A 21,952-nucleotide genomic window follows, 5' to 3' on the forward strand; every position below is an offset into this window, starting at 1 on the left:
CGCGCTGTTGTTGCTGCTAGGGGTGCCGGTAGGTGCTCAGACGCACCACGCTGCCCGGCCCCGCACGCAGTGTGCCGTTCAACTGCCCGACTGCATCGCTGCGCAGCGTGACTTCAACGCTGCGCTCCATAGTGGCTTCAGATGGAAAATGCAAAAGCAGCGCGTTGCCCTGGCGCAGACTCGATTGCGGTTCAGGGCTGATGCGCTCGACCCGTGACTGGCTCAACAGCGGCCCGATCAGCAGTAGCTTGACGGCCTTGCCAGGCTCACCGCGCACGCTGATGTGCAGCGTCTGTTCGGCGCCGCTGCGCACTAGCCGTGGATAATCGACCTGCACGCGGCGGTCATCGCTGATGACCTGGGCAGGTCCGAGCCAGGCCCGCCCGGCTGCGCTGACCACCAGCAGCAGCGCCAACAGCCCCCCGGCCACGGCATAGGGTCGGTAACCCCGGTTCGGGTGGGGCGCGCGGTGCTTGGACGATCGGGGAGTGGACAGCAGTGGACGGCTCATGGCGGCAGGCTCAGGGATTCGACGGCAGGGTAGAGGGTGCTCTGCGGCACCGATCCGCTTTCGACATCCCGCCTGTCCTAGAGGTGCCACAGCGGCTGAACTTTGTCTGGCCTGTTGCCTTCCTCTGTAGCAGTGGGGGTGAAAATGCCTTCGGATCAAGCCTGAGGAGGGCTGCACCATGAACGAGCTGAACACCTATATCTGGATCGGCGGCGTGGCGATTGTGCTGCTGCTGGACCTGTGGGCGATCGTCAGCGTGTTTCGCAGCGACAAGCGCGATGTCACGAAGATTCTCTGGGCCCTGTTGCTGGTGGCGCTGCCCGTTGTAGGGCTGGTCATCTGGGGCATTTGCGGCCCGCGCGGGATCAAACGCGGCACCGGTCCTTCGTCACCCGAACACAGCAAAGGATAGGAGTACCACCATGACCACTCGCAAAGCGCCTGATTCCGCCAACCCTGCCGGCCCCTCCAAGGGCGAACAGCAACGCGACAACGATGCCCACCGGCCAGACACGGCGCGTGAGGGCGAGGACGAATCCACCGCTCAGCGTACCGGACGCGAAGAAGGCAAGCCTCGGCCTGACTGAGCCCCGGTGAAGTCTGCCGCGGTCAGACAGGCACCGGTCTGGCGGGCGAGGGGAAGCGAGCTGAGACGGCCGACACCTGTTATGCGGTGTTCGCAACAGGCGGGCCTCTGCAGCTTTGTCACCCCTGGGGGCGCCAGCCGCAGACCAGGCTGTATGGATTCGAACAGGGTCTGGCAGCGGCCTGGAACCAGCGGCTCGGGCGGCCGAATGACGCACCTCTGATCGTTACCGGGCGGCCGGTGGTTCAAGACAACGCGCCCCCGAAGCGGGACCCACGCCTATCGACAGCAGGTCTGTTCACGACCGTTCGCATCAGCGGACTGAATTTTTCCTGACCACACGGTTCTATTTGGCTTCGCGAGTGCCTGCAGTGATCGCAGGTAGCCTTTTTACGCAGGCTGGAGCCTGCAGGAGCTGATTCATGCCCGTCATCATCACGCCCTCGACGCCCGAGCACGAGATCGAGGCGCACAACGCCATGGTCTTTGGCAATCTCAAAGAGCGTCTGGACTTCTACCGTAATGAAATCCAGTACGAGAGCACCATCCTCGCCAACCGCACCGACGCTTACCTTACCTCGCAGTCATTCCTGGTCATCGCCTTCGTTTCCGCCATGAGCAACCTCAACCCGGAGTGGGGCAAGATGTTCACCATTCTTGTCCCAGTCTTCCTGGCTTCACTGGGTGGGCTTACCACGCTGAACGCCTGGCCGGGTATTCGAGCGGCCTACAAGATCATCGATCACTGGCAGGTCAAGCAAAGCCACCTGCTGCGCAGTGAGCCGCTGATGAGCGCTGCCTACGATGAGTCGCCGCTGTTCAGCGAAACCGAAACCTCCCGTGAAGCGCATAAGAAGTCGCTGCTGTTCTCGCTACGCACGCCGTGGATTTTCCTTGGCTTCTGGGTATTGCTGGGCGTGTACGCGGTCTATATCCAAGTCACCTGAGCCGGTCGGTTGCAACGCCATGGCAGGTTTATTGAACGGGGCGGCACATCGCCGGCCTGAACCTACAGAGGGCGCGCATCGCCGCCCCGGTTCAGGAGAGCACCATGCAAAGACACGGTTATCTGGCGGCGGCAACCTTGCTCGGCCTGGCTGTCGCCATCGGCGGTTGCGCGCGTGACCCACAGAAGCGTTCGGTTTCCGAGCTGGCGGTAAGCGGCACCAAGAGCCTGTTGCGCACCGACGCCGACATGCAGACGGTGCTCAACAAGCTGGCCAGCCTCGATGGCAAGGCCATCGAAAAAACCACGGCACCCGAAGCACGTCAGCAGCCCACCGTGGCCGATGCCGTCAAGGCCGTGCTTAGCGATGAAAAGCGCAGCGCCGATCCACAGTCGCTGGTGCCCGGTGTGAGCAGCCGTGACGTGACCATTCCTGGGGCTAACGGCAACCTGCCGGCAACGGTCTATACCCCGGCAGGCCCTGGCCCGCATCCAGTGGTGCTGTACTTCCATGGCGGCGGCTGGGTGATCGCCGACCGCTCGGTGTACGACGCCGGCGCCCGAGGCCTGGCCAAACAGGCCGATGCGGTCGTGGTGTCGGTGGACTATCGCCGCGCGCCGGAACACAGGTTTCCCGCCGCTCACGACGACGCCTTGGCCACCTACAGATGGCTGACCACCCATGCCCAATCGCTTCAGGGTGACCCCAAGCGTCTGGCCTTGGCGGGCGAGAGCGCCGGCGGCAACCTGGCCGTGGCCACGGCCATTGCGGCCCGCGATGCCGGCCTGACCGCCCCGCGGCACATCCTCGCCGTGTACCCGGTGGCTCAGCCCGATACCCACACGGCGTCTTACGACAAGTACGCCGACGCCATGCCGCTGAACCGGCCAATGATGCTCTGGTTCGTTCAGCAGATCAGCCGCACCCCGAACGACGTGCAAGACCCGCGCATCAACCTGGTCAAGGCCAACCTGCGCGGCTTGGCGCCGGTCACGCTGGTCAATGCTGAAATCGACCCGCTGCGTGACGATGGTGCACAGCTGGAGCAGGCCCTGCGTGAGGCGGGTGTGAGCGTCGAGCGCAGACTGTATGACGGCGTTACCCACGAGTTCTTCGGCACCGCCGCAGTGGTGAAGAAAGCCGAACAGGCCCAGGCCTACGCCGGTCAGCGCCTGAAGGCGGATCTGGACAAGCAATAAATCCTGAACCCGGTGCTACCGCGCCGGGTCACACCTGATGTCACGTTCTTTCGACGACATTCGCCCAAGGAGTTACACATGAACCTCAAACTCAAAGCCGGTATCTGCGGCGTGCTGTTCGCCTTTGCCAGCCATGCAGCCCTCGCCGCCACCAGCCCGGCCAATTTTGTGGATGAAGCTTCTGCCAAGGGCATTGCAGAGGTGGAAGCGGGCAAGCTGGCGCTTGAAAAGAGCCAGTCGACCGACATCAAGGCCTTCGCTCAGATGATGATCGATGACCACACCAAGGCTAAGGAGCAGCTCAAGGCAATCGCCCAGCAGAAAGACCTCAAGGTCGCAACCGATGCCGAACTGCTGGACAAGGCCAAGAAGCTGATTCTGGACATTCGTGAGGATTCCTTCGACCGTTCTTACGCCAACAATCAGGTGAAAGCGCACGAAGACACCGTCAAGCTGTTCCAGGAAGAGATCAACGAAGGCAAGGACGCAGAACTCAAGGCCTTCGCTGGCCAGACTCTGCCTACGCTCAAGGAACACCTGGAAGAGGCCCGCAAGCTGGCCGCTGCTCACGGTGGTGATGCTGCCAAGCAGTGATCGCTGACGCTTGAAACAATCGGCGCTCACCAGCCGGTGCTAGTCAGTTAACCGATTGGGGCCGCTTTGCGGCCCATCGAGACTACGGTCGCTCCCGCAGGTTTCTGCATACCCTGTGGGAGTGGCTTAGCCTGATGGGTGGCAACGCAGCTCCGATGATCCTGAAACGGATTAGCTGACTGACATCACGTTCCGGGGGCGCCGATTTCTTTTGCCCGAAAGTCAGCGTTCACAGCCCAGTGCCGGCGTCCAACCTTCGAAAGTGAGGGTGCAAGTGATCGATCGCCCCCGGGTATCAGTGGCTCGATCAGGCTGGTGGCGCGAGGCAATGCGCCTGGCGCACAGCAGCACAGCAGCACAGCAGCACAGCAGGGCGAGGGTGCGCTAATTGGGCGTCTTCCCGCCGTCGCGAAGTGCCTTGAAAAAGGCATGCGGGTTGATCACAGAGGGCTTGAAATACGGCAGCTGCGCCGCCTTGCGCAAACCCGTGGAGCGCCGTACCGGCCGCTCCTGTCGATTTGCCTCAGCGCCGGTTACGGCTGATTGCGAAGCCGACGACCAGGCCGGCCGCGAAGGCGGCCGCGGTCGTGGCCATTAGATTGCTCGGTGAGCGGACCATCGGACACTCGCTGTCGACCGCATCGGTTGCAGCGCCAGCGGTGGAGTCGGCCTCCGTATTCGTGTCCGCCTCCGCCTCAGCATCCCCCTCGGCTAGGTCTTCGCCTCCCGGCTCCCCCTTGCGATCACTTTCCACGTGGGCTGCGTCATCGCCATCAAGCTCGGCGCCATCGGCGACCCCTTCAGCAGCCTCGTCCACCTGCACCGCCACCTCGATCGGCGTCAGCGCCAGCACCGGCCCGTCGGTCACTGTGAGGTTCAGCGCACTGATGTCCCCGGCATGCCGATCAGGGAACACCGGCTCGCCGGCACCGTTGAGCTGGTCATAGATGAAGCGTTGGCCTTCCAGCCAACCCACGGCGGTCAGCAGGTCGGCATCCAGGAAGTATTTGCCGTCGAGGAAAAAGCCTTCGAACGGCTGGCCGCCTTCGGCAGGTTCCACGCGGTAACGCTCACCTGGCTTCATGCCGGTGGCAGGATCGAGCAGGGGGGTGGCAGCGCTAGCGTTTTCAGGCGTGGACATGGTGGCCTCCCAAGGTGCCCGCGGCGGCGCCGGGTACCAGAATCACCTTGCGGCAATCGTCTTGTTTTTTGTCGAACAGTTGATAACCCATGGCAGCCTCTTCCAGCGCCAATGTATGCGTCACGATGTGCTCCGGTTGCAGGCGGCCTGCCTGAATGTGCTCCAGCAGCTCTGGCAAGTACCGCTGCACATGGGTCTGGCCCATCTTGAAGGTCAGGCCCTTGTCAAAGGCGTCGCCGAACAGGAAGCCATGAATGAACCCGGCATACACCCCTGGCACGCTGACCACCCCACCCCGGCGCACGGCCGCGATGCACTGGCGCAGTGCTTTGCCGCTGCTGCCTTCAAGCTTGAGGGCGGTGAGCACGGTTTCCGTAGTGCTGCCCTTGGCTTCGAAGCCCACTGCATCGATCACCGCCGCCACGCCGCGCATGCCCGTGGTCTGGCGGATGATGGTATCGGCCGGATCATCGTCATGGTCGAAGTTGATCGGAATCACGCCGTAGGCCTGCTGTGCGTAGTCCAACCGGTACTGATTGTGGTCGACCATGAAGATCTGCTCGGCACCGAGCATCCGTGCGCAGGCTGCCGCCAGCAAACCGACCGGGCCGGCCCCGTAGATGGCCAGGCTGGAGCCTCGCTCTACGCCGGCATTGAGCACGGCTTGCCAGGCGGTGGGGAGGATGTCGGAGAGGAACAGAACCTTGTCATCGGTGAGCGCTGCGGGCACCTTGAAGGGCCCGACGTTGCCATGGGGCACACGCACGTAATCGGCCTGGCCGCCAGGAATGCCACCGTACAGATGGCTGAAGCCGAACAGCGCCGCGCCAGGTGGAATGCTTTTCTTGTTGAGGATCGCTCCGCGCCCGGTATTGGAGGTCTCGCAGGCCGCGAACTGGTCCAGCTGACAGAAGAAACAGCTGCCGCAGGCGATCACGAACGGGATCACCACGCGGTCGCCGACGCTCACTGCAGTCACCGCAGGGCCCACTTCTTCAACCACACCCATGAACTCGTGGCCAAAGATATCGCCGTGTTCGGTCTGCGGGATCTTGCCGCGGTACAGGTGCAGGTCCGACCCGCAGATGGCGGTGGCGGTTACCTTCAGAATGATGTCATCGGGCTGTTCGAGAATCGGATCGGGGACGTTATCGACCCGGACGTCGTTGGCACCGTGGTACGTCAATGCTCGCATCGCGCTTAGCTCCTGCTGATTCACTCAGACGGTATGTCTATGCAGAGGAAGCCTTCGCGGTGGACAAAGTTCAGGCGGACAGGCCAGCGGTCGCCCGCGCTTACCGATAATTCGGTAGAGAAGCGTCGCGCAAGCCGCCGTTCAGGCGCCGCCCTTGCTGATCCAGACGCGATAATCGGCGACCAGCGCGGGCGGTAGCGCTGGCAGTTGCCGGTCGATGGCATCAGCTTCGGCATCGCTGTTGAGATGATCGGCCAGCCAGGTCACCAGTACCAGGCGCGAGGCGGGGCAGGGTGCGACGGTTTCCAGGGCGTCGGCCAGACGGCCGAGGCGTTCGATACTGTATTCCAGCTGGGTGATGGGGTTCATGGTACGGCTCTCTGGTCGTGCAAGGTCGATGGCGCAGCAGGCAGGCGCACCATGAACGTGGTGCCCTGCGCCTGGCTGGAATGAACGCGAATCTCCCCGCCATGGGCGGTGACGATCTCTCTGACGATAAACAACCCCAGGCCCACCGAGCGCCCGCCGGCGCTTCGCTCGCTAGCGCGGGTCATCGGCTCGAACAGCCGCTCGATCAGCGCCTGCTCGATGGCCGGGCCGTGGTTGTGCACGCTCAGGCTGACAGCGCCCTGGCACACGTCGCTGGTCAGGGTGATGGCATGCCGCAAGTCGCCGTAGGCCGCCGCATTGGCGACCAGGTTACCCAGGGTCTGGTACAGCCGATCGGGATCGAGCGCCACCTGGCCCCGCCCCTTGCTCAAGTGGCGGATACGCGCGTGAGGGAATGCCACCCGCAGTTCGTTGACACTGTCATCGACCAACGCGGGCAGGGCCACCACTTGGCGCTGGATGCTGATGCCCTGGCCCATGCGCGCGGAGGCGAGGTCGAGCAGGTCGGCGATCATCCGCTGGGCACGCTCGCATGACAGCCCAATGGTGCCGATCAACTGCTGCTGGCGAGGTTGCCAGTCACCGCGTGCGAGCAGCCCGGTGGCCATCTTGATGGCCGTGAGCGGGTTCTTCAGGTCATGGCTGGCGACCGCGACCATTTGTTCGGCCAACGTCGCACGGCGTTGGGCGTCGCGGTAGGCCAGGGCCAGCTCGGCCTTGGCCTCCTGCAATGCCTGCTCGGCAGTGCTGCGTTCGGCAAGCAGCTGCTCGGCACGCTTGCGCGCGCTGAGCAGCTCACGTTCATAGCGATCACGTTCGACCGTGCCGAACATGGCCAGCTCGTAGAACACGCCCTCGGCATGTTCGTGGCGTACGCCATTGAGCAGCATGGTGATGACGTGGCCATCGGCATGTTGCAGGTCGAGCTTCACCTCGGCCACCGACCCCTGGATCTTCATCAGCGGCGCCCAGTGGGTCTGGTGAAAAATGCGCCCGCCCATGGTCAGCAGGCTCTGGAAGCGCCTGCCGAGCAGGGCGGTCGGCTCGCTGCCCAGCCAGCGCGAGAAGGTCTGGTTGCTGCGCAGGATCGTGCCGTCCTCGGTGGTCACCACCAGCCCACAGGGCGCGCGCTCAAGCAGCGCGTCGGCCTCCGGCAGCAGGTACTCACCGACCAGCATGGGAGCCGAACCGTTGCGCCAGGAAAGCGTCCATCGCTTCACCACAGGCGCTGGGCGCGCTCATGTGTGGGCAGTGGCCGATGTTCGGTACCAGGGTCAGTTGGCTGTTGGGCAGTACTTGGTGCAGATAGCTGCCCACCGCCTGCGGGGCGATGAGGTCTTCGCTCGACTGCAGGATCAGGGTCGGCGTCGGTAGCCCGGCGACATCGTCGCGGTTGTCAGAGAGAAACGTGACCCGCGCGAAGTGGCGGGCGATGTCCGGATCGGTGCGGCAGAAGCTGTTGGTCAGTTCCTCGGCCAGCGCCGGCTCGCCAGGGGCGCCCATGATCACCGGGGCCATGGTGCTCGACCAGCCCAGGTAATTGCTGTCGAGGGTGTCGAGCAAGGAATCGATGTCGGCGCGGCTGAACCCGCCGACGTAGTCATCGACATCGATGTAGCACGGTGACGGGCCGATCATCACGTGCGCGGCGATCCGGCCGGGGTGCAGGCGGTCGGCGAGGGCACCGATCATCGCGCTGACCGAATGGCCCACCACAACCACCGGGCCTTCGGCAAAACGCTCGATAAGGTCATTGAGGTCAGCGGCATAGCCCCACAGCTCGGCGTACTTGACCGGGTCGTAGGCGCCCAGATCGGAGCCACCAGCGCCCACCAAGTCGTAGCTCACGGTACGAAAGCGCTCGGCGAAATGAGGAAGGAGAAAACGCCACATCGCCTGGTCGCAGCCAAAGCCATGGGAAAAGATCAATGTCACGTCGCCGCTGCCACTGACTTGCACATTGTTACGCCGTCGAAGATCCATGGGGATTCCAGAACGCTGAGCCATGAAAAGGGGCGCGAAGGTGCCCGCGCAAGCCATACAACAGAATCATCACCGGGCAGGGCGCCCAGCGCAATGAGCTCAGGCGGCAGGCCGCACAGCTGAGCAGCGTGCCAGCTGGCCCTCGATGACTTGGTAAAACTGATCGATCGACCAGGGTTTGGGCAAGAACACCGCACCCTCGGGCAGCGGCAGGGCGAAACCATCGTGATAGCCGCTCATTACCACCACCGCCAGCTCGGGCGCCTGGCTCTGGGCACGCCAGGCCAGCTGCATGCCGTCAAGCATGCCTGGGGTCTGGACGTCGGTCAGCAGCAGCGACCACGGCGCCTGTTCAAGCGCAGCCAGGCCCTCATCGGCGGTTTCGACAGCCTTGACGGTCGCCCCCAGGTCTTCCAGGGCGAACACGATCAGCTCGCGAATCATGCGTTCGTCTTCTACCAGGAGGATGCGAGGGGCAGGGGCCGACGGTAAGGGTTCGATCATAGCGGATGCTCTGTGTGCGGGTGCGAGAGTGTCAGGGCCTGGCGCGAAGCCAGGCGGATACCCGCTGATCTCGATATGACATCACGGTGTTGCAGGAATTCCACGATGACCCCGAACCCGCCGATTCACGCCGTATTGCAACGGCGGGTAGGGGCCTGACTCATTTCACCGCGTTGACGATGGCCTGGTTGAACGCAGGCAAATCGTCAGGGGTGCGCGAGGTGATCAGGTGCCAGCCATTGGCGTCGCATTCCTTGACCTCGGCATCGACCCACATGCCCTTGGCGTTGACCAGGTCGGTGCGCACGCTGGGGTAGGAGGTCAGGGTCTTGCCCTCGATCACGCCAGCATCGATCAGTGCCCATGGGCCGTGGCAGATGGCGGCGATGACCTTGCCCGCGCTGCTGAACGCCTTGATCAGGCGCAAAGCGTCTTTGTCCTGGCGCAGGTTGTCGGCATTGACGGTGCCGCCCGGGATGACCAGCGCGTGGAAGTCGTCGGCTTTGACCTCGGCGAGTTTGGCCTTGGCACTGACGACCTGGTCTTTTTCGGTGTCTTGCAGGAAGGTCTGCGTGTCGCCGCCCTTGATCGAGGCGTGAATCACCTCGGCACCTTCTTGCTGCAGGGCCTGCAGCGGTTTGAGCAGCTCGTCGCGTTCGATACCGGTGTCGGAAGTGATGATCAGAACGCGTTTGCCTGTCAGTTGTGAGCTCATGGTGTCTCCAGAAGTGCTGTGATCATGAAGCCGCCTATGCTCGGTGTTGCGTGAGGCAGGGGCAAAAACTGTTGCCCTTGGTTGATCAGCCCAGGCGGTGAAAGGTTTGATTTATTTGCCCGGCTCGTGCATCGGGCAGCCATTGTGCTGGCCGCGGAACGTTGCCGACATCTCGTACGAGGGCTTGCGCGTGCGCATGACCCCGCCCAGCGGACGGTGCGCCGCCAGGCCGTGCCAGGGGCTGAACGCCATGCCGTCGTCGATGGCGCGTACGTTCTCTGGCGACCAGGCCGGCTGGGCATCGACCTGCAGGCGGGCCACGGTGACATAGGGGCTGAGGTCTTCCGGCCACGCCTTGGAGGCATCCTCGATGGGCATGTGCTCAAGGTCGGTGGCCAACTGCACGCGGATTTCCCAGATGCCGCCCTGTTGCTCGAAGAACGCGCTCACGGCTGCGCGCAGGCCATCGGGGTTGCCGTGGAAATCCACGTGCTGGTCGGTCAACGCGGTGAGTGACGGCGCTACCGGTACCAGCGCCACCTTGGCGTAGTAGGGGCCATACAGCAGCGGTACGACGGTGGAGAAGCTTTCGCCGAGAATGTGCGTTTGCGGATGGCCGCCCAGGCTTTTCAGCGTGCCGCTTTCCCCGCCCACCGCCTCAAGGGTGGCTTCCACCCCGCGCAGCACGGCCGACATCACCTGCTTGGTGCGCGGCATCTTGTCGGTGGTCTTGGCCAGCAGCTTGAGGGTTTTCAGAAAATCCTTGGGCGTGGCGGCGGTGAAGGCTTTGGCGTTCTGCATGACGAAATCCTGGGTCACATCGCCTTCACTACCCGGCAGCCGCGCGCCCTCGACACCGACCATTTTTACCGCCAGGCCCCGCGGGGTGGACACCTTGTCATCGAGGATATCGCCAGGGTTGGTGGAGAAGCGCAGGTAGGCGGGGTAGGTGCCGGGCCGGGCGAAGGCGCCTTGGGCCAGGTGCGGCGGCAGGTTGTCCAGCACCGTGATCTCGCCCTGCAGCAGGCCGTGGGCCTTGGCGTGCACGCTGCGGTCGGCGTGGCCGCGGTGCTCGAAAGTGGTCTGCATGATCGTGCGCAGGGTGTCGGCCAGTTCCTGGCTGGTCTGCGCTTCGTCATCGGGGATCTGCTCGAAACCGGGCTGGAAAGCCAAGGGGGCGGTGGAGGCAGGGGTGGCGCGGTCGTTCATGGTGTTCTCCTCTTGGCTCAGGGCATCGCAAAGAGGGCGTTGTGCACGCTTCTACTCGCTGCGAGTTCTCAGATGAGCGATGCCCGTGTGCGGCGGTTCAGCAGGGATGCTGGCCATGCCGACCGACGGCTCAGCGCACGCGCCCTGAACTTTCGCCGAATCGGCGCCTTCAGAACTTGCACAACCCTGATTTTCTGTCCGAGGCGTCCCATGTCGCTCATTCACCCTACCGCCCACTTCAAGCCGTACCTGTCCGCCGCTGGTGGCTGGGGGTCGGCGCGTTCGGTCATGCAAGTGCTCTGGCGCGAGCAGGCCCTGGCCACCGCGCCGCTGGCGCTGTTCAAGCAGAACAAGCCCAAAGGCTTTGCCTGCGTCAGCTGTGCCTGGGGCAAGCCAGGCAACCCGCACGCACTGGAGTTCTGCGAGAACGGCGCCAAGGCCACGGCCTGGGAGCTGACGCGCCTGCGCACCGGGCCTGAGTTCTTCGAGCGCCATACCCTGAGCGAGCTGCGCACCTGGACCGACCATGCCCTGGAGCAGCACGGCCGTCTCACGCATCCCATGCGCTACGACCCGACCAGCGACCGTTATCGCACCACGACCTGGGCTGAGGCCTACGCCGCCATTGGCCAGCAGCTCAAGGGGCTGCCGCCCGAGCAGGTGGTGTTCTATGCCTCCGGGCGGGCCTCGCTGGAGGCCTCGTTCATGTACCAGCTGTTCGCCCGCGCCTACGGCAGCAACAACCTGCCGGACAGTTCGAACATGTGCCACGAAAGCACTTCGGTGGGCTTGCAGGAGAGCATCGGCGTGCCCGTCGGTACGGTGACGCTGGAAGATTTCGAACACACCGACTGCATCTTCTTCTTCGGCCAGAACGTGGGCAGCAACAGCCCGCGCATGCTGCATCCGCTGCAGGAAGCGCGCAAGCGCAAGGTGCCGATCATCACCTTCAACCCGCTGCGCGAGCGTGGGCTGGAGCGCTTCGTCAACCCGCAGTCGCCGATGGAGATGATCGGCCCCGAGTCGACGGTGATCAGCACGCAGTACCACCAGGTGAAGATTGGCGGCGACCTGGCCGCCGTGACCGGCATCATCAAAGCGGTGCTCGAGCTCGACCGCCAGGCCCGTGCGGCCGGGCAGCCTGCGGTGCTGGACGACGCCTTCATCGCCGAGCACACCGATGGCCTCGATGCCCTGCGCCAGTGGGTAGACGAGCATGACTGGACGTGCCTGGAACAGCACAGCGGCCTGACCCGCGGCGCGCTGGAAGCGGCCGCCACGGTGTACGCGCGCAGCAACCGAGTGATGGTCATCTGGGGCATGGGCATGACCCAGCACCGCAAGGGCGTGGACAACGTGCAGATGATGGTCAACCTGCTCTTGCTGCGCGGCAACATCGGCAAGCGCGGCGCCGGTGTGTGCCCGGTGCGTGGCCACTCCAACGTGCAGGGCCAGCGCACCGTGGGCATCACCGAAGACCCGCAGAAAGTCCCGGTGGACACGCTACAGGCGCTGTTCAACATCCGCGTGCCGGCGCAAAAGGGCCGGGCCACGGTAGAGACCTGCGAAGGCATCCTGGACGGCTCGGTCAAGGGCTTCATTGGCCTTGGCGGCAACTTTCTACGGGCGATTCCCGACACCGACCGCATGGAACCGGCCTGGGCGAGCCTTGAGCTCAGCGTGCAGGTGGCCACCAAACTCAACCGTACGCACTTGGTGCCCGGCGGCCAGACCTGGCTGTTGCCGTGTCTGGGCCATATCGAAATCGATCGCCAGGATGGCCGCGAGCAGGTCTACAGCACCGAAGACAGCACCGGCTGCCTGCGTGCCTGGCAGGGCACCACGGAGCCTGCTCACGACATGCTGCGCTCGGAGGTGGCGATTCTTGCCGGCCTGGCCGAGCACACCCTGGACGGCGATTGCAATGTTCCGTGGGATGCCTGGCGCCATGACTACGCCTTGGTGCGTCAGGCCATCAGCCAAACCTACCCAGAGATCTTCCACGACATGGAAACCCGCATGTGGCAGCCCGGCGGCTTCCACCGCCCCCTGGGCGCCTGCAAGCGGGAATGGCACACCGACACCGGTACCGCCCGCTTCATGACCCCCGCCAGCCTTGAAGAGAACCCGGATGTGACCTTCGATGGCGAGCGGCGCGAGGTGCTGCAACTGATGACGCTGCGTAGCAATGACCAGTTCAACACCACGGTGTATGGCTATGACGATCGCTTTCGCGGCGTCAAGGGCACGCGCAGCGTGCTGTTCATGAACCGCGACGATGTGGTACGGCTGGGCTATGCGCCGGGGGATTGGGTGACCGTGCGTACGGCCATCGAGCCTGAAGTGCGCCGCGAAGTGGGGCCGCTGCAGATCATTGCCTATGACATTCCGCAGGGCTGCGCGGCGGCCTACTACCCCGAATGCAACCCGCTGGTGCCGCTGTGGCACCACGCTGAACGCAGCAAAGTGCCGGCGTCCAAGTCGGTGCCGGTGACCTTGCAGCGCGCCCAGCCTAACCGTGCGGACCTGGCCCGCGCGGTGCCCGAGCACGATCAGGTGATGTAAGCGGACTGAAATTGGTGGCGGGCGGGGGGTTGGCGCATAGCGATCAACCCGCCGTCGCCGCCTGCTGGCGCTCGGTCAGGGTCTGCTCGATTTGCTGCATGCGCTGCGCGGCGGTCGCCTTGGCTTCGGGATCATTGGCGCTGTCATGCATCAGTCGGTTGAGTTTTTCCGCCAGTTGCCGGCCTTCCAGGCTCTGGCTGAGCGCCTTGGCTTTGGCTGGATCGGCAGTGGCGGCAATGACCATGTCGAGTTCGGCGTCATTGAAGTGATCTTCGCTGTAGAGCTTGAACAGGTCTCGACGCTGGTCTTGGACGGTGAGGTGTTCACGTAGCACCTGGTCGATCTGTGCCTGGGGCACCGCCGGAAAACGCGGTGCCAGCAGCTCGGCCATGCGCGTGATGTTGTGCTCGTAGGCATCCTGCATCGGCAGTTGCGCAACGATTTTCTGCTCACGTGGGGTGAGGTGCTCGGACGAAGACGGGTCGCAGCCGGCGAGGGCGGCGATCAGCACCGGGAGAATCAGCAAAGCGAAACGAGACATGAGCGGCAGCCTGGGTAGCATCGACGGGCCAGTGTACTGCACGCGTGGCGCGGGGCGCTGCGCCGATCGACTTGTTGCACGGCGCTATCTTCGGTAAAACGGCGGGCCCTGCACGATGCACCCGGAGCCCCCATGCCATCCTGGACCTTGCAACACGCCACCGCTGAGCACGTCGATGAAATCGTCCGCTTCGTCAATCAGGCCCGCGCAGCGCTGTTCCCCAAGCTCGCTGACACGCCCGAACCTGATGACCTGAGGGATTTCGAGCACACCTACCTGACCGGCCGGGGCTGCTTCCTGACCGCCCGCGACCACGGCCAGCTGGTCGCGGTGATCGGCTATGTGCCCTATGACCACCGTTTTGCGCAGTTCGATTACCGGGCGCTGAGGGTGGTGGAAGTGGTGCGCCTGTTCGTGCTGCCCGAGTACCGTCGCGAGGGCCTGGCAGCGGCTTTGTTCGGCGCATTGCGCGACGAGGCGGTCAAAGCGGGCGTGGAATGCTTGTACCTGCACACCCACCCGTTCCTGGCCGGGGCCATTGCGTTCTGGGAGCGCCAAGGATTCAGCTTGAAGCAGGTCGAGGACGATCCGGTATGGCAGACCACGCACATGGCCTTGTCGCTGGTCGACTGACGGTCACCGCCCAAGCGGCTGCGAGGCGACGAGCCAGCGCCGGACGCCGGACGTGACCCCTGAGCGAAAGTGGCGGAACTCGATCCGGGTGTGTTCAGGTGCAGCGCCGACGCAGCACGGGCGAAGCTCGGGTCGGCCGGGCCCGCTCACGGTGCCCGGCCATCCTTTCAGCGTGCGCTCAGTGGCGGGGTGCGCGGCGGCACGACTCGGCGCTGGCCAGTGGCTTCGAAGGCGCTGGCGTAGCGCAGCAAGGCCGAGTCGTCGTAGGCCTTACCGGCAAAGGTCAGGCCTACTGGCATGCCGATGTCGGCCATGATGCCCATCGGCACGGTCACGGTCGGCACACCCAGGTGACGGATCGCCAGGTTGCCGTTGGCCACCCACACGCCGTTGCTCCAGGCGATGTCGGCCGAGGTCGGGTTGGTGTCGGCATCGGCCGGGCCCACGTCGGCCACGGTGGGGAACAGCACGGCGTCGAGCTGCAGGTGCGCCATCCAGTCTTCCAGGTCCAACTTGCGGGTCTGCTCCAGGCCGCGCAGGCCGTCGGGCAGGGTCGGAATCTGCTCCCAGCTCGGCAGGCCCCGTTTGGCCATGTTGACGTATTCGTCCATGCCAGCGGCCAGGTCGTCTTCGCGGTTGGGCAGGGTGCCGGGGTCATGGGGGAAGATCTGCGGGCCGTCGACATCGGCCAGACGATTGAGCGCCGGGTCGTCGTTGGCCCGCAGGAAGTCGTCGAAGGCCCAGCCGGACAGTGTCCACAGCTCGTCATGGAGGAACTCGCGGCTGACGATGCCGCGGTTGTACACGGTCGGTGCGCCAGGGCGGTCGCCCTCGCAGTTGGACACCAGCGGGAAGTCCACCTCGATCACTTCAGCGCCGGCCGCTTCAAGGGCCTGGCGCGCCGCCTGCCACAGCTCGATGACGCTGGCGCGGGTGTGGATGCGCTGCCCGGTGGGCCCGCCGATACCCGGCTTGTCGGCGCTGCCGGCGGCCTCATCGGCATTGATGTACATGCGCGGCACGCCGAACCGTTTGCCGCGCAAGGCGCCGGGCTCGGCGGCGAGCGCCAGGTAGGACGCCGGCCGTACGCTGCTGGCCGCCGGGATTGGCACCCACGGTTGCAGGCGCCACAGGTCACCGCGTGGGTTGGGGTCGTCGGCCACGACCACATCCAGCACCTCCAGCAGGTCGTCCATGCTGCGTGCATAGGGCACAACGACGTCCATGGTCGGCGTCAGCGGCCAGTTGCCACGTACCGAAATCACCCCGCGAGACGGGGTGTAGGCGCACAAGCCATTGTTCGACGCCGGGCCGCGACCACTGGACCAGGTTTCTTCGGCCAGGCCGAAGGCACTGAAGCTGGCCGCCGTCGCGGTGCCGGCGCCGTTGGACGAGCCGGAGGCAAACGGGGCGGTGAGGAATGCGCGGTTGTAGGGGCTCTCGGCACGCCCATAGACACCCCGCTGCATGCCGCCGTTGGCCATGGGCGGCATGTTGGTCTTGCCCAGGCAGATAGCGCCAGCGGCGCGCAGGCGCTCGACCGTGAAGGCGTCGCGCTGGGCTACCAGGTCCTTGAACGCCGGGCTGCCGGACGCTGCGGTCAAGCCCTTGACCAGATAGCTGTCCTTGGCAGTGTAGGGAATGCCGTCGAGCGGCCCGCGCAGTTCCCCGCGTGCGCGGCGGGTGTCGGAGGCCTGGGCTTCGGCCAGCGCCTCGGGGTTGTGCACGACCACGGCGTTGAGCGCCGTGGCGGTATCGCGGCCATCGTAAGCGGCGATGCGGGCCCGGTAGGCTTCGACCAGCTCGACCGCCGTGGTACGGCCAGCGGCCAGCGCCTCGCGCAGGTCGGCAATGGACAGCTCGGTTACCTCGATCATGCGTTCACCAGAAAATGTGGGGGAGTGGGGGGCCCTGCGATCGCGTGCAGGTACAGCGCTGCACGGTGCTCGCCAGCGTGGCTGCACAAGCCTCGGGGGCGCCATGCCCGCGCGGTCGACAGGCGCCGGCTACGCTGCGTGAGGCCTGGAGACCCGCGGTGCGGAGTATCGAACCGCCGGTGTCGGCACGTTCGCAAAGGGACCGCTGAAAACCTCGCGCCAGTGTACTAGAAGCCCTGGCACCGCGCAGGCATGCGCCCCGGCAATTGCCGTTTGCAACGCAGCACGGCAGGCGAGATGGCCTGCCGTGCTGTCGAGGTGGCTGCAACGGTTTTACGGGCGCGCGGCGGTAGACGAATGACGTTGCTCGATCGCCCGGGTCAGGCTCTCCAGCAGGCCGTGTTCCACATCCCTGAGTTGCTGCAGGATGCGCTCGCTGGCCGCCTGGTACTGAGCGGAATTGACCGCGACCCGGCGCAACGTGCCGGCATCATCGAGCAGGGGCTGGCCCAGCGTCGCTTCGAGCAGGGTGCGTACCGAGGGAGGCAACTGCGTGAGAGCCTCGGCCTGCTCGTCCAGGCAATAATCGAGGTAGTCCAGGGCGCTGCGCCAGAAATCGGTCAGCGCCTCGAACTGCTCCAGGTAGTGTTGACGCACGGCTCGCTGCCACTGCGGCTGCTCCAGCACCCACTGGCGGCGAGCCTGGGCGTCCTGATCCAGTTGGCGCACGGCCGCGAGCACGTTGGCGCGCACACGTTCGTTGACCCGGGCAATCTGCTGGTAAAGCACGCCCACGCTCGGCTCGGGGTAATCGAGGTCTGCGGCCAGGGCCTGGCGCAAGGCCAGGCGGATCTCGATGTCATCGACCAGCCCGTCGATCAGCTCCAGATCGGGCATGACCGCGACATCGTCCAGCACATCGAGCGCCGGCAAGCTGGCTTCATCGCCGGTGATCTCGGCCTCCAGCAAGGCCGCCTGGCGCACGCTGCGGCGCCAGGCGATGCGCTCGGCTAGCAGATTGACCTGCTCGCGACGATACAGCTGGCCGAAGACGCGCCACTGCTCGCCCAACGGGTCTGCGCTGAGGCTGGCGTCCTGGATCAACAGGCGGATTTCCAGTGCGCTGAACGCGTCGGCCCCCGCGTCGCCGCAGGTGGCGGGGAAGGCGTGGGCGTCGTCGTTCAGGACTTGCAGCAAAGCGTCATCCTCGCTGGCCCGCTGCAGCATGATCCAGACCCGATGGCGCAGCCCGAGCCCACCGTTCTGCGCTTCAGCCGACATGGCCAGCCGCTCCAGCACGCCCTCCAGGGCCTGGTTCTGGCCGTGAGCGAACAGTGCCTCCCAGAGGGCGTTCTGCGCGGGCGCGGCATGGGCGCGCCACAAGAACTGCCAGCGGGGGATTTCGCCGACCTCTTCGAGTACGTTCGCGCCGGCGCTGAGCAGCCGTGCCCGCGCAGTGCGTTCAAGGCCGTTGTAGTTCATGCGCCAGCGGCGCTCAGGCAGGCGAGCGGCCAGGTCGCGCACAAACGGGCTGGCCATCAGCGCGTCGAGGTCTGGCAAGGCGTGGATGCGGTTTCTCGACAGGTCGATCAGGCGCAACTGGTACTGCGGCTGGTTCATCAGGGTGGTGAGGCCCTCAGGCCAGGTGTGCAGGTCACAGTTGGTCATGCTCAGCGTGTTGAGCCGGGCCATGAAGCGCAGGTCAGGTGCCACGCCCAGCGGGTTGAAATCCAGGCGCAGCTCTTGCGGATGGACCAGGCTCTGAAAGCCCAGGGCCTGAGCTTCATCGAGCACGATGCCGTTGCTGGACAGGTTCAGCCTGTCCAGGCGCAGCCTGGTCAGGGTCCCCAGGGTGGGCGCGTCCATGATCAGTCGATTGCGTCGCAGGATCAGTACGCGCAGTTGGCGCATGGCGCTCAGGGCCTGCTCGGCCGACTCGCCCAGGTGCACCAGGCCACTGCTCGACAGGTCCAGCTCGACCAGGTGGGGCGCGGCGCGCAGCGCCTGGAACAACGCCTCGGCATCGATCTCGACGTTCTGCGCGATGCGCAGTCGTTCCAGGTTCGGAAAACGCTCGAGGAACTGGCCGTCGATCTCGCGCAGCGCCAGGTTTTCCAGCACCAGCGCACGCACGTGGGGGAAGCGCGCGGTGATCGAGGGCAGGCGGCTGATGTGCAGGTGTTCGAGGGTCAGCGTGTCGCGCGGGATCGAGGCCAAGCGGCGCCAGCTGTTTCTGATCCGCTCGGTGCAGCGAAAGCGCTCGTCACGTTCGATGGCATCAGCGCCAGCCTGCGCCCATTCATGCAGATGATGGATCAGGGTGGCCTGCTCGCTTTCCAGCCCGCGCAAGGATTCGCCCAGATCGCCGGTACGGGCCAGCTGCGCCTGCAACTCGCCCAGCGTGGCGTCGTCCAGCGCCGGGTACAGCGCCTGCAGCCGGCGCAGGGCCGCTTCGCGCACGCGCCGGGGCACTGCGCGGCCGCTCAGGGGGTAGCCCAGTGGGCCATGATTCAGTCGCATCGGCGAGCGATAGCCGGGCTGAATCGGCTGCTGGCCGAGCGCCTCGGCACACAGCGCGCGCTGCTCGACGGCCAGTTCCCACAGCGCTTCGCCGCTGAGCCCGGGGTGGCGGGCTTGCAGCGCTTCGATGAGTACGCTGGTGTCGAGGTTGGCCAGCGCGGGGCGGTACAAGCCGAGCACGGCGCGGTCCAGGCGCACCTGCGCGAGCATTACGCGCGCCTCTTCCAGGACCCGCAATGGAATGTGCGCCGTTGGGTCCAGCAGGGCCTGACGTTCCAACCGACTGGCCTTGGCGACGATGGCTTGCACGGTGTCCGCCGGCAATCCGGGGAACTGCGCCGCCAGTCGGCTGCCGGCAGGTGAAAGCGCCGGCATGGCGGCATCGTACAGGCGCTGGACGAGCACGCTACGCTGGGCGAGCAGGTGCTCGGCCAGGCGCGTTTGCAACGCGCCGATGCGCGCGTCAGGGGGGGTGGTCGCCAGGTCGAGTACGGCGGGATCGTCCAGCTGCATCAGCACCCAGTGCGCCAGGCGGCCGCCTTCAAGTTCACTGCGGCTGATCTGCACCACCACGTCGCCGGCTTGGCGCGGCAGCCGTCCGTACAGGGTCGAGGCGCCAAAGCGCTCACTGCCGGAGAACGCCTCGATCAGGTGGTCCTGCGGCCAGCCCGGCAGCTCGACCAGCGCGGGCAGGGCGAAGTTGTCCGAAGCCGGCAGGGCGCCACCCTCGCGCACCTGCTCGATGATCCAGCTCACGCGCAAGTCAGCCCTGAGCCGGGCCAGCAGCGCCTTGAACCGGGCTGGCAGCGCCGTGGCGTCCAGGTGCATGGCCTGCAGCACTTCAGGGCCCAGGCCGGTAGTGCGCCAGGCGCAGTGCAGGTCGTGTTCGCTGAGGCTGTCATCGGCCTGGCCCAGGCGTCTGATCAGGGTGGCCATGTCCCATTCCAGGGGGGTGTCCAATGCCAGGCGCCAGGCCCCCTCACCGTTGTGGCTGAGCAGCGGGGCGTAAGCGCTGCTGTCGGAGGGATGGCGCACGCGCCAGGCACCCTGCGCATCGAGAAACTGCTCGTACAGGCTGGCGTCGATGCGCACATAGGTACGCCCCTCGACCGCGTACTGGCCCAGCGCATTGACGTGGGCCAGCAGCGGCAGCTCGACGTTGCTGGCATAGCCGCGCAGGCTCGGTTGCCAGAGGCGCTCGGCGACATCGGTCTTGACGCTGCACAGGGCATCCACGAAGCCTGAGGCCTGGAGCGTGACCCCGGCGCCAGCCACCGCAGCGCCCAAGGTAAGGTTGAGCGCAATCGACTCCAACTGCGCCAAGGCTTGCGCGTTGTCGCCGTCTTCCCAGGCGGCAATGCCCTCGAACACGCTGCCGGTGATCTGCGCGGCGCCGATGGCCAGCATCAAAGGGTTGAGCACCGGCACGCACATCGCTGCGACGTTGAGCACCGTCAGGCCGATGTCCAGCCAGTGCGCCAGCTGCTTGAGGCGCATCTCACGGTCAACGTCGGCGGTAGGTACGGCAATACGGCGCGCATCGCCTTTGAGACGGCTGATGTGCTGGGTTTCCAAGTGCGCCCACACGGCAGCGTCGAGTGGGTGTTCGGTCACCTCCAGGTGAACAGTGCGGCGCGGGACGCGCGGCGTATCGGCGTCGGCATCGCTGTTCTCGAACAGGGCATGCTCGAGCTTGCCGAGCAGTTCGGCCTGCAGGGCGTGCGGGGCCAGCGCGATGAAACGCTTGCGGGTGTCACGGTCGGTCAGGGCCGTGCGCAGGTAGCTGGAGGCTGCGGCCAGCGAGGCAAAGGCGTGCACCGGCTCAGGGCTGTGCGGCCAATACAGCACCACGCCGGGATCCTCGGCCGCCTCAGCGGCGCGGACCATGAACAGCTCATGGATCGGCACGCCGAACAGTGCCAGCTGCCAACAGTGCAGGGTGCGCGACGCGGGGGCGTTTGTGCACAGGCCTTGCAGGTGGGTCGACCAGCCGGCGCTGATCGTTCCTTTCATGGCGGCGATTCTGACCTGCACGCGAAAATCGTCCTGCCGTGCAGCGATGGCGGCGCTGCGAATCGCGGCTGCCGCCGCGCCGTCGTAGACCTCGCTGAGGTGGGCCTGGTAGCGCTGGCCCAGGTCCAGTGCGCGGCACTGTTCGATGAAACCCGCCACGCTCAAGCCCAACGGCGCAATAGGGTCGTTTACTGCGCGTTGCAGGCGGCTGAGGCGGGTGGTGTCGTGGGTGCCTTCAAAGTTGTGCAGGGCCGCTTCCAGCAGGGTGCGCACCTGCGGCTTGCCCTTGGCGACCACCGGCAGCCGTTCGTCCGGCACGTTGGGGCCGCTGGGCGGTGTGGTGGGTCTGTGCACTTCAGTGGGCTGGAACAGGTACTGCGCCTGTAGCACGGAGGTCTCAAGGCCCAGATGCGCTTGCAGCAGCGGCGTGCAGAACGCGCTGATGCCCTGGAGTGGGGCCAGTTGGCGTTGCAAGGTGGCGAGGCTGGCCTGGCGCTGGTCGAGGGCCCGCAGCAGGGCCTGTTGGTCGAGGATCGGCGCGTTGCCGTACCAGGGGTAGGGCGTACCGGCGGTGTCCAGATAGGGTTTGCGGGCGTGGCCGAGCACCTGACGCAGGGTGTCGGCCGGCAGTTGCTGGCACCAGTGCGGCAGGCTGCGCACGATCTGCGTGTGGTGGAGTGGACGAACGTGGTTCATGACGGACTCCTTGAACGGGGGAGCCCGATGAAACGTCATCCGCCGGTGCGCGTAGCGGTAGCCCGGCAATACCACGGCTTGACCTTGGGCAAAGGTACTGCCGGGTTTCGCGCTGCCGGGCTGTGCCTGGAAA

Annotated in this window: 19 protein-coding genes; 7 read left to right on the top strand and 12 right to left on the bottom strand. The window is 65.5% G+C overall.

Going from position 1 to position 21,952, the window contains the following annotated elements:
* Nucleotides 1–16: 16 nt before the first annotated feature.
* Nucleotides 17–511, bottom strand: coding sequence for a hypothetical protein (locus SJI00_RS21540; protein WP_322463706.1), 495 nt, complete (start codon nt 509–511; stop codon nt 17–19).
* Between the two features lie 178 nt (nt 512–689).
* On the opposite strand from SJI00_RS21540, the gene SJI00_RS21545 reads away from it, so the two are divergent.
* The 5 genes from SJI00_RS21545 (at nt 690) to SJI00_RS21565 (ending at nt 3,837) form a co-directional block, all read left to right on the top strand.
* Nucleotides 690–923, top strand: a complete 234-nt coding sequence (locus tag SJI00_RS21545) for a PLD nuclease N-terminal domain-containing protein (protein ID WP_322463707.1) — start codon at nt 690–692, stop codon at nt 921–923.
* Nucleotides 924–933: 10 nt separating this feature from the next.
* A complete protein-coding gene (locus SJI00_RS21550; RefSeq protein WP_322463708.1) occupies nt 934–1,098 on the top strand; it encodes a hypothetical protein in 165 nt (54 codons plus the stop codon).
* A gap of 421 nt (nt 1,099–1,519) precedes the next feature.
* Entirely contained in the window at nt 1,520–2,044 is a 525-nt protein-coding gene (locus SJI00_RS21555) for a hypothetical protein (protein WP_312935037.1), read from the top strand.
* Between the two features lie 104 nt (nt 2,045–2,148).
* Nucleotides 2,149–3,243, top strand: a complete 1,095-nt coding sequence (locus SJI00_RS21560; RefSeq protein WP_322463709.1) for an alpha/beta hydrolase — start codon at nt 2,149–2,151, stop codon at nt 3,241–3,243.
* A 78-nt stretch (nt 3,244–3,321) separates the two neighbouring features.
* Nucleotides 3,322–3,837 carry a DUF4142 domain-containing protein gene (locus tag SJI00_RS21565; RefSeq protein WP_322463710.1) on the top strand — a complete coding sequence of 172 codons (516 nt, stop codon included), beginning with the start codon at nt 3,322–3,324 and terminating at the stop codon, nt 3,835–3,837.
* Nucleotides 3,838–4,360: 523 nt separating this feature from the next.
* Here the strand turns inward: SJI00_RS21565 and SJI00_RS22705 are convergent.
* From SJI00_RS22705 to SJI00_RS21605, 8 genes are all read right to left on the bottom strand, one after another.
* Entirely contained in the window at nt 4,361–4,978 is a 618-nt protein-coding gene (locus tag SJI00_RS22705) for a hypothetical protein (RefSeq protein ID WP_416221074.1), read from the bottom strand.
* Nucleotides 4,965–6,173 carry a zinc-dependent alcohol dehydrogenase gene (locus tag SJI00_RS21575; protein WP_322463711.1) on the bottom strand — a complete coding sequence of 403 codons (1,209 nt, stop codon included), beginning with the start codon at nt 6,171–6,173 and terminating at the stop codon, nt 4,965–4,967. The genes SJI00_RS22705 and SJI00_RS21575 overlap by 14 nt, the downstream gene beginning before the upstream one ends.
* 141 nt (nt 6,174–6,314) lie before the next feature.
* Nucleotides 6,315–6,542 (bottom strand): hypothetical protein, encoded by a 228-nt coding sequence (locus SJI00_RS21580; protein ID WP_322463712.1) that lies wholly within the window; start codon nt 6,540–6,542, stop codon nt 6,315–6,317.
* A complete protein-coding gene (locus SJI00_RS21585) occupies nt 6,539–7,741 on the bottom strand; it encodes a PAS domain-containing sensor histidine kinase (protein ID WP_322463713.1) in 1,203 nt (400 codons plus the stop codon). The genes SJI00_RS21580 and SJI00_RS21585 overlap by 4 nt, the downstream gene beginning before the upstream one ends.
* Nucleotides 7,728–8,546 (bottom strand): alpha/beta fold hydrolase, encoded by an 819-nt coding sequence (locus SJI00_RS21590; RefSeq protein ID WP_322463714.1) that lies wholly within the window; start codon nt 8,544–8,546, stop codon nt 7,728–7,730. Before SJI00_RS21590 ends, SJI00_RS21585 begins: the two co-directional genes overlap by 14 nt.
* Before the next feature lie 99 nt (nt 8,547–8,645).
* Nucleotides 8,646–9,050: a response regulator gene (locus SJI00_RS21595; protein ID WP_322463715.1), complete on the bottom strand. Its 405-nt coding sequence runs from the start codon at nt 9,048–9,050 to the stop codon at nt 8,646–8,648.
* A gap of 160 nt (nt 9,051–9,210) precedes the next feature.
* The gene (locus SJI00_RS21600) at nt 9,211–9,765 is read right to left on the bottom strand and encodes a type 1 glutamine amidotransferase domain-containing protein (RefSeq protein WP_322463716.1); all 555 of its coding nucleotides are present in this window, start codon (nt 9,763–9,765) and stop codon (nt 9,211–9,213) included.
* 111 nt (nt 9,766–9,876) lie between these two features.
* Nucleotides 9,877–10,974 (bottom strand): catalase family protein, encoded by a 1,098-nt coding sequence (locus tag SJI00_RS21605; protein WP_322463717.1) that lies wholly within the window; start codon nt 10,972–10,974, stop codon nt 9,877–9,879.
* 210 nt (nt 10,975–11,184) lie between these two features.
* Between SJI00_RS21605 and SJI00_RS21610 the strand changes: the two genes are divergently transcribed.
* Complete coding sequence (locus SJI00_RS21610) at nt 11,185–13,539, top strand: FdhF/YdeP family oxidoreductase (RefSeq protein WP_322463718.1); 2,355 nt, start codon at nt 11,185–11,187, stop codon at nt 13,537–13,539.
* A 43-nt stretch (nt 13,540–13,582) separates the two neighbouring features.
* Here the strand turns inward: SJI00_RS21610 and SJI00_RS21615 are convergent, their stop codons facing one another.
* Nucleotides 13,583–14,080: a hypothetical protein gene (locus SJI00_RS21615; RefSeq protein ID WP_322463719.1), complete on the bottom strand. Its 498-nt coding sequence runs from the start codon at nt 14,078–14,080 to the stop codon at nt 13,583–13,585.
* 132 nt (nt 14,081–14,212) lie between these two features.
* On the opposite strand from SJI00_RS21615, the gene SJI00_RS21620 reads away from it, so the two are divergent.
* On the top strand, nt 14,213–14,713 hold the full coding sequence (locus SJI00_RS21620; RefSeq protein ID WP_322463720.1) for a GNAT family N-acetyltransferase: 501 nt from the start codon (nt 14,213–14,215) through the stop codon (nt 14,711–14,713).
* Nucleotides 14,714–14,880: 167 nt separating this feature from the next.
* Here SJI00_RS21620 and SJI00_RS21625 read toward each other — a convergent pair whose 3' ends face one another.
* Together SJI00_RS21625 and SJI00_RS21630 are read right to left on the bottom strand one after the other, a co-directional pair.
* A complete protein-coding gene (locus SJI00_RS21625; RefSeq protein WP_322463721.1) occupies nt 14,881–16,590 on the bottom strand; it encodes an amidase in 1,710 nt (569 codons plus the stop codon).
* Nucleotides 16,591–16,923: 333 nt separating this feature from the next.
* Nucleotides 16,924–21,819, bottom strand: a complete 4,896-nt coding sequence (locus tag SJI00_RS21630; protein WP_322463722.1) for an NEL-type E3 ubiquitin ligase domain-containing protein — start codon at nt 21,817–21,819, stop codon at nt 16,924–16,926.
* Between the last annotated feature and the right edge of the window lie 133 nt (nt 21,820–21,952).

This window comes from Pseudomonas gebzensis (assembly GCF_034427815.1).
GTDB lineage: Bacteria > Pseudomonadota > Gammaproteobacteria > Pseudomonadales > Pseudomonadaceae > Aquipseudomonas.

What these genes read in the sequence shown, in the direction of transcription:
- SJI00_RS21540 (WP_322463706.1), bottom strand. Translation starts at nt 511, where the DNA reads ATGAGCCGTCCACTGCTGTCCACTCCCCGATCGTCCAAGCACCGCGCG.
- SJI00_RS21545 (WP_322463707.1), top strand. Translation starts at nt 690, where the DNA reads ATGAACGAGCTGAACACCTATATCTGGATCGGCGGCGTGGCGATTGTG.
- SJI00_RS21550 (WP_322463708.1), top strand. Translation starts at nt 934, where the DNA reads ATGACCACTCGCAAAGCGCCTGATTCCGCCAACCCTGCCGGCCCCTCC.
- SJI00_RS21555 (WP_312935037.1), top strand. Translation starts at nt 1,520, where the DNA reads ATGCCCGTCATCATCACGCCCTCGACGCCCGAGCACGAGATCGAGGCG.
- SJI00_RS21560 (WP_322463709.1), top strand. Translation starts at nt 2,149, where the DNA reads ATGCAAAGACACGGTTATCTGGCGGCGGCAACCTTGCTCGGCCTGGCT.
- SJI00_RS21565 (WP_322463710.1), top strand. Translation starts at nt 3,322, where the DNA reads ATGAACCTCAAACTCAAAGCCGGTATCTGCGGCGTGCTGTTCGCCTTT.
- SJI00_RS22705 (WP_416221074.1), bottom strand. Translation starts at nt 4,978, where the DNA reads ATGTCCACGCCTGAAAACGCTAGCGCTGCCACCCCCCTGCTCGATCCT.
- SJI00_RS21575 (WP_322463711.1), bottom strand. Translation starts at nt 6,173, where the DNA reads ATGCGAGCATTGACGTACCACGGTGCCAACGACGTCCGGGTCGATAAC.
- SJI00_RS21580 (WP_322463712.1), bottom strand. Translation starts at nt 6,542, where the DNA reads ATGAACCCCATCACCCAGCTGGAATACAGTATCGAACGCCTCGGCCGT.
- SJI00_RS21585 (WP_322463713.1), bottom strand. Translation starts at nt 7,741, where the DNA reads ATGCTGGTCGGTGAGTACCTGCTGCCGGAGGCCGACGCGCTGCTTGAG.
- SJI00_RS21590 (WP_322463714.1), bottom strand. Translation starts at nt 8,546, where the DNA reads ATGGATCTTCGACGGCGTAACAATGTGCAAGTCAGTGGCAGCGGCGAC.
- SJI00_RS21595 (WP_322463715.1), bottom strand. Translation starts at nt 9,050, where the DNA reads ATGATCGAACCCTTACCGTCGGCCCCTGCCCCTCGCATCCTCCTGGTA.
- SJI00_RS21600 (WP_322463716.1), bottom strand. Translation starts at nt 9,765, where the DNA reads ATGAGCTCACAACTGACAGGCAAACGCGTTCTGATCATCACTTCCGAC.
- SJI00_RS21605 (WP_322463717.1), bottom strand. Translation starts at nt 10,974, where the DNA reads ATGAACGACCGCGCCACCCCTGCCTCCACCGCCCCCTTGGCTTTCCAG.
- SJI00_RS21610 (WP_322463718.1), top strand. Translation starts at nt 11,185, where the DNA reads ATGTCGCTCATTCACCCTACCGCCCACTTCAAGCCGTACCTGTCCGCC.
- SJI00_RS21615 (WP_322463719.1), bottom strand. Translation starts at nt 14,080, where the DNA reads ATGTCTCGTTTCGCTTTGCTGATTCTCCCGGTGCTGATCGCCGCCCTC.
- SJI00_RS21620 (WP_322463720.1), top strand. Translation starts at nt 14,213, where the DNA reads ATGCCATCCTGGACCTTGCAACACGCCACCGCTGAGCACGTCGATGAA.
- SJI00_RS21625 (WP_322463721.1), bottom strand. Translation starts at nt 16,590, where the DNA reads ATGATCGAGGTAACCGAGCTGTCCATTGCCGACCTGCGCGAGGCGCTG.
- SJI00_RS21630 (WP_322463722.1), bottom strand. Translation starts at nt 21,819, where the DNA reads ATGAACCACGTTCGTCCACTCCACCACACGCAGATCGTGCGCAGCCTG.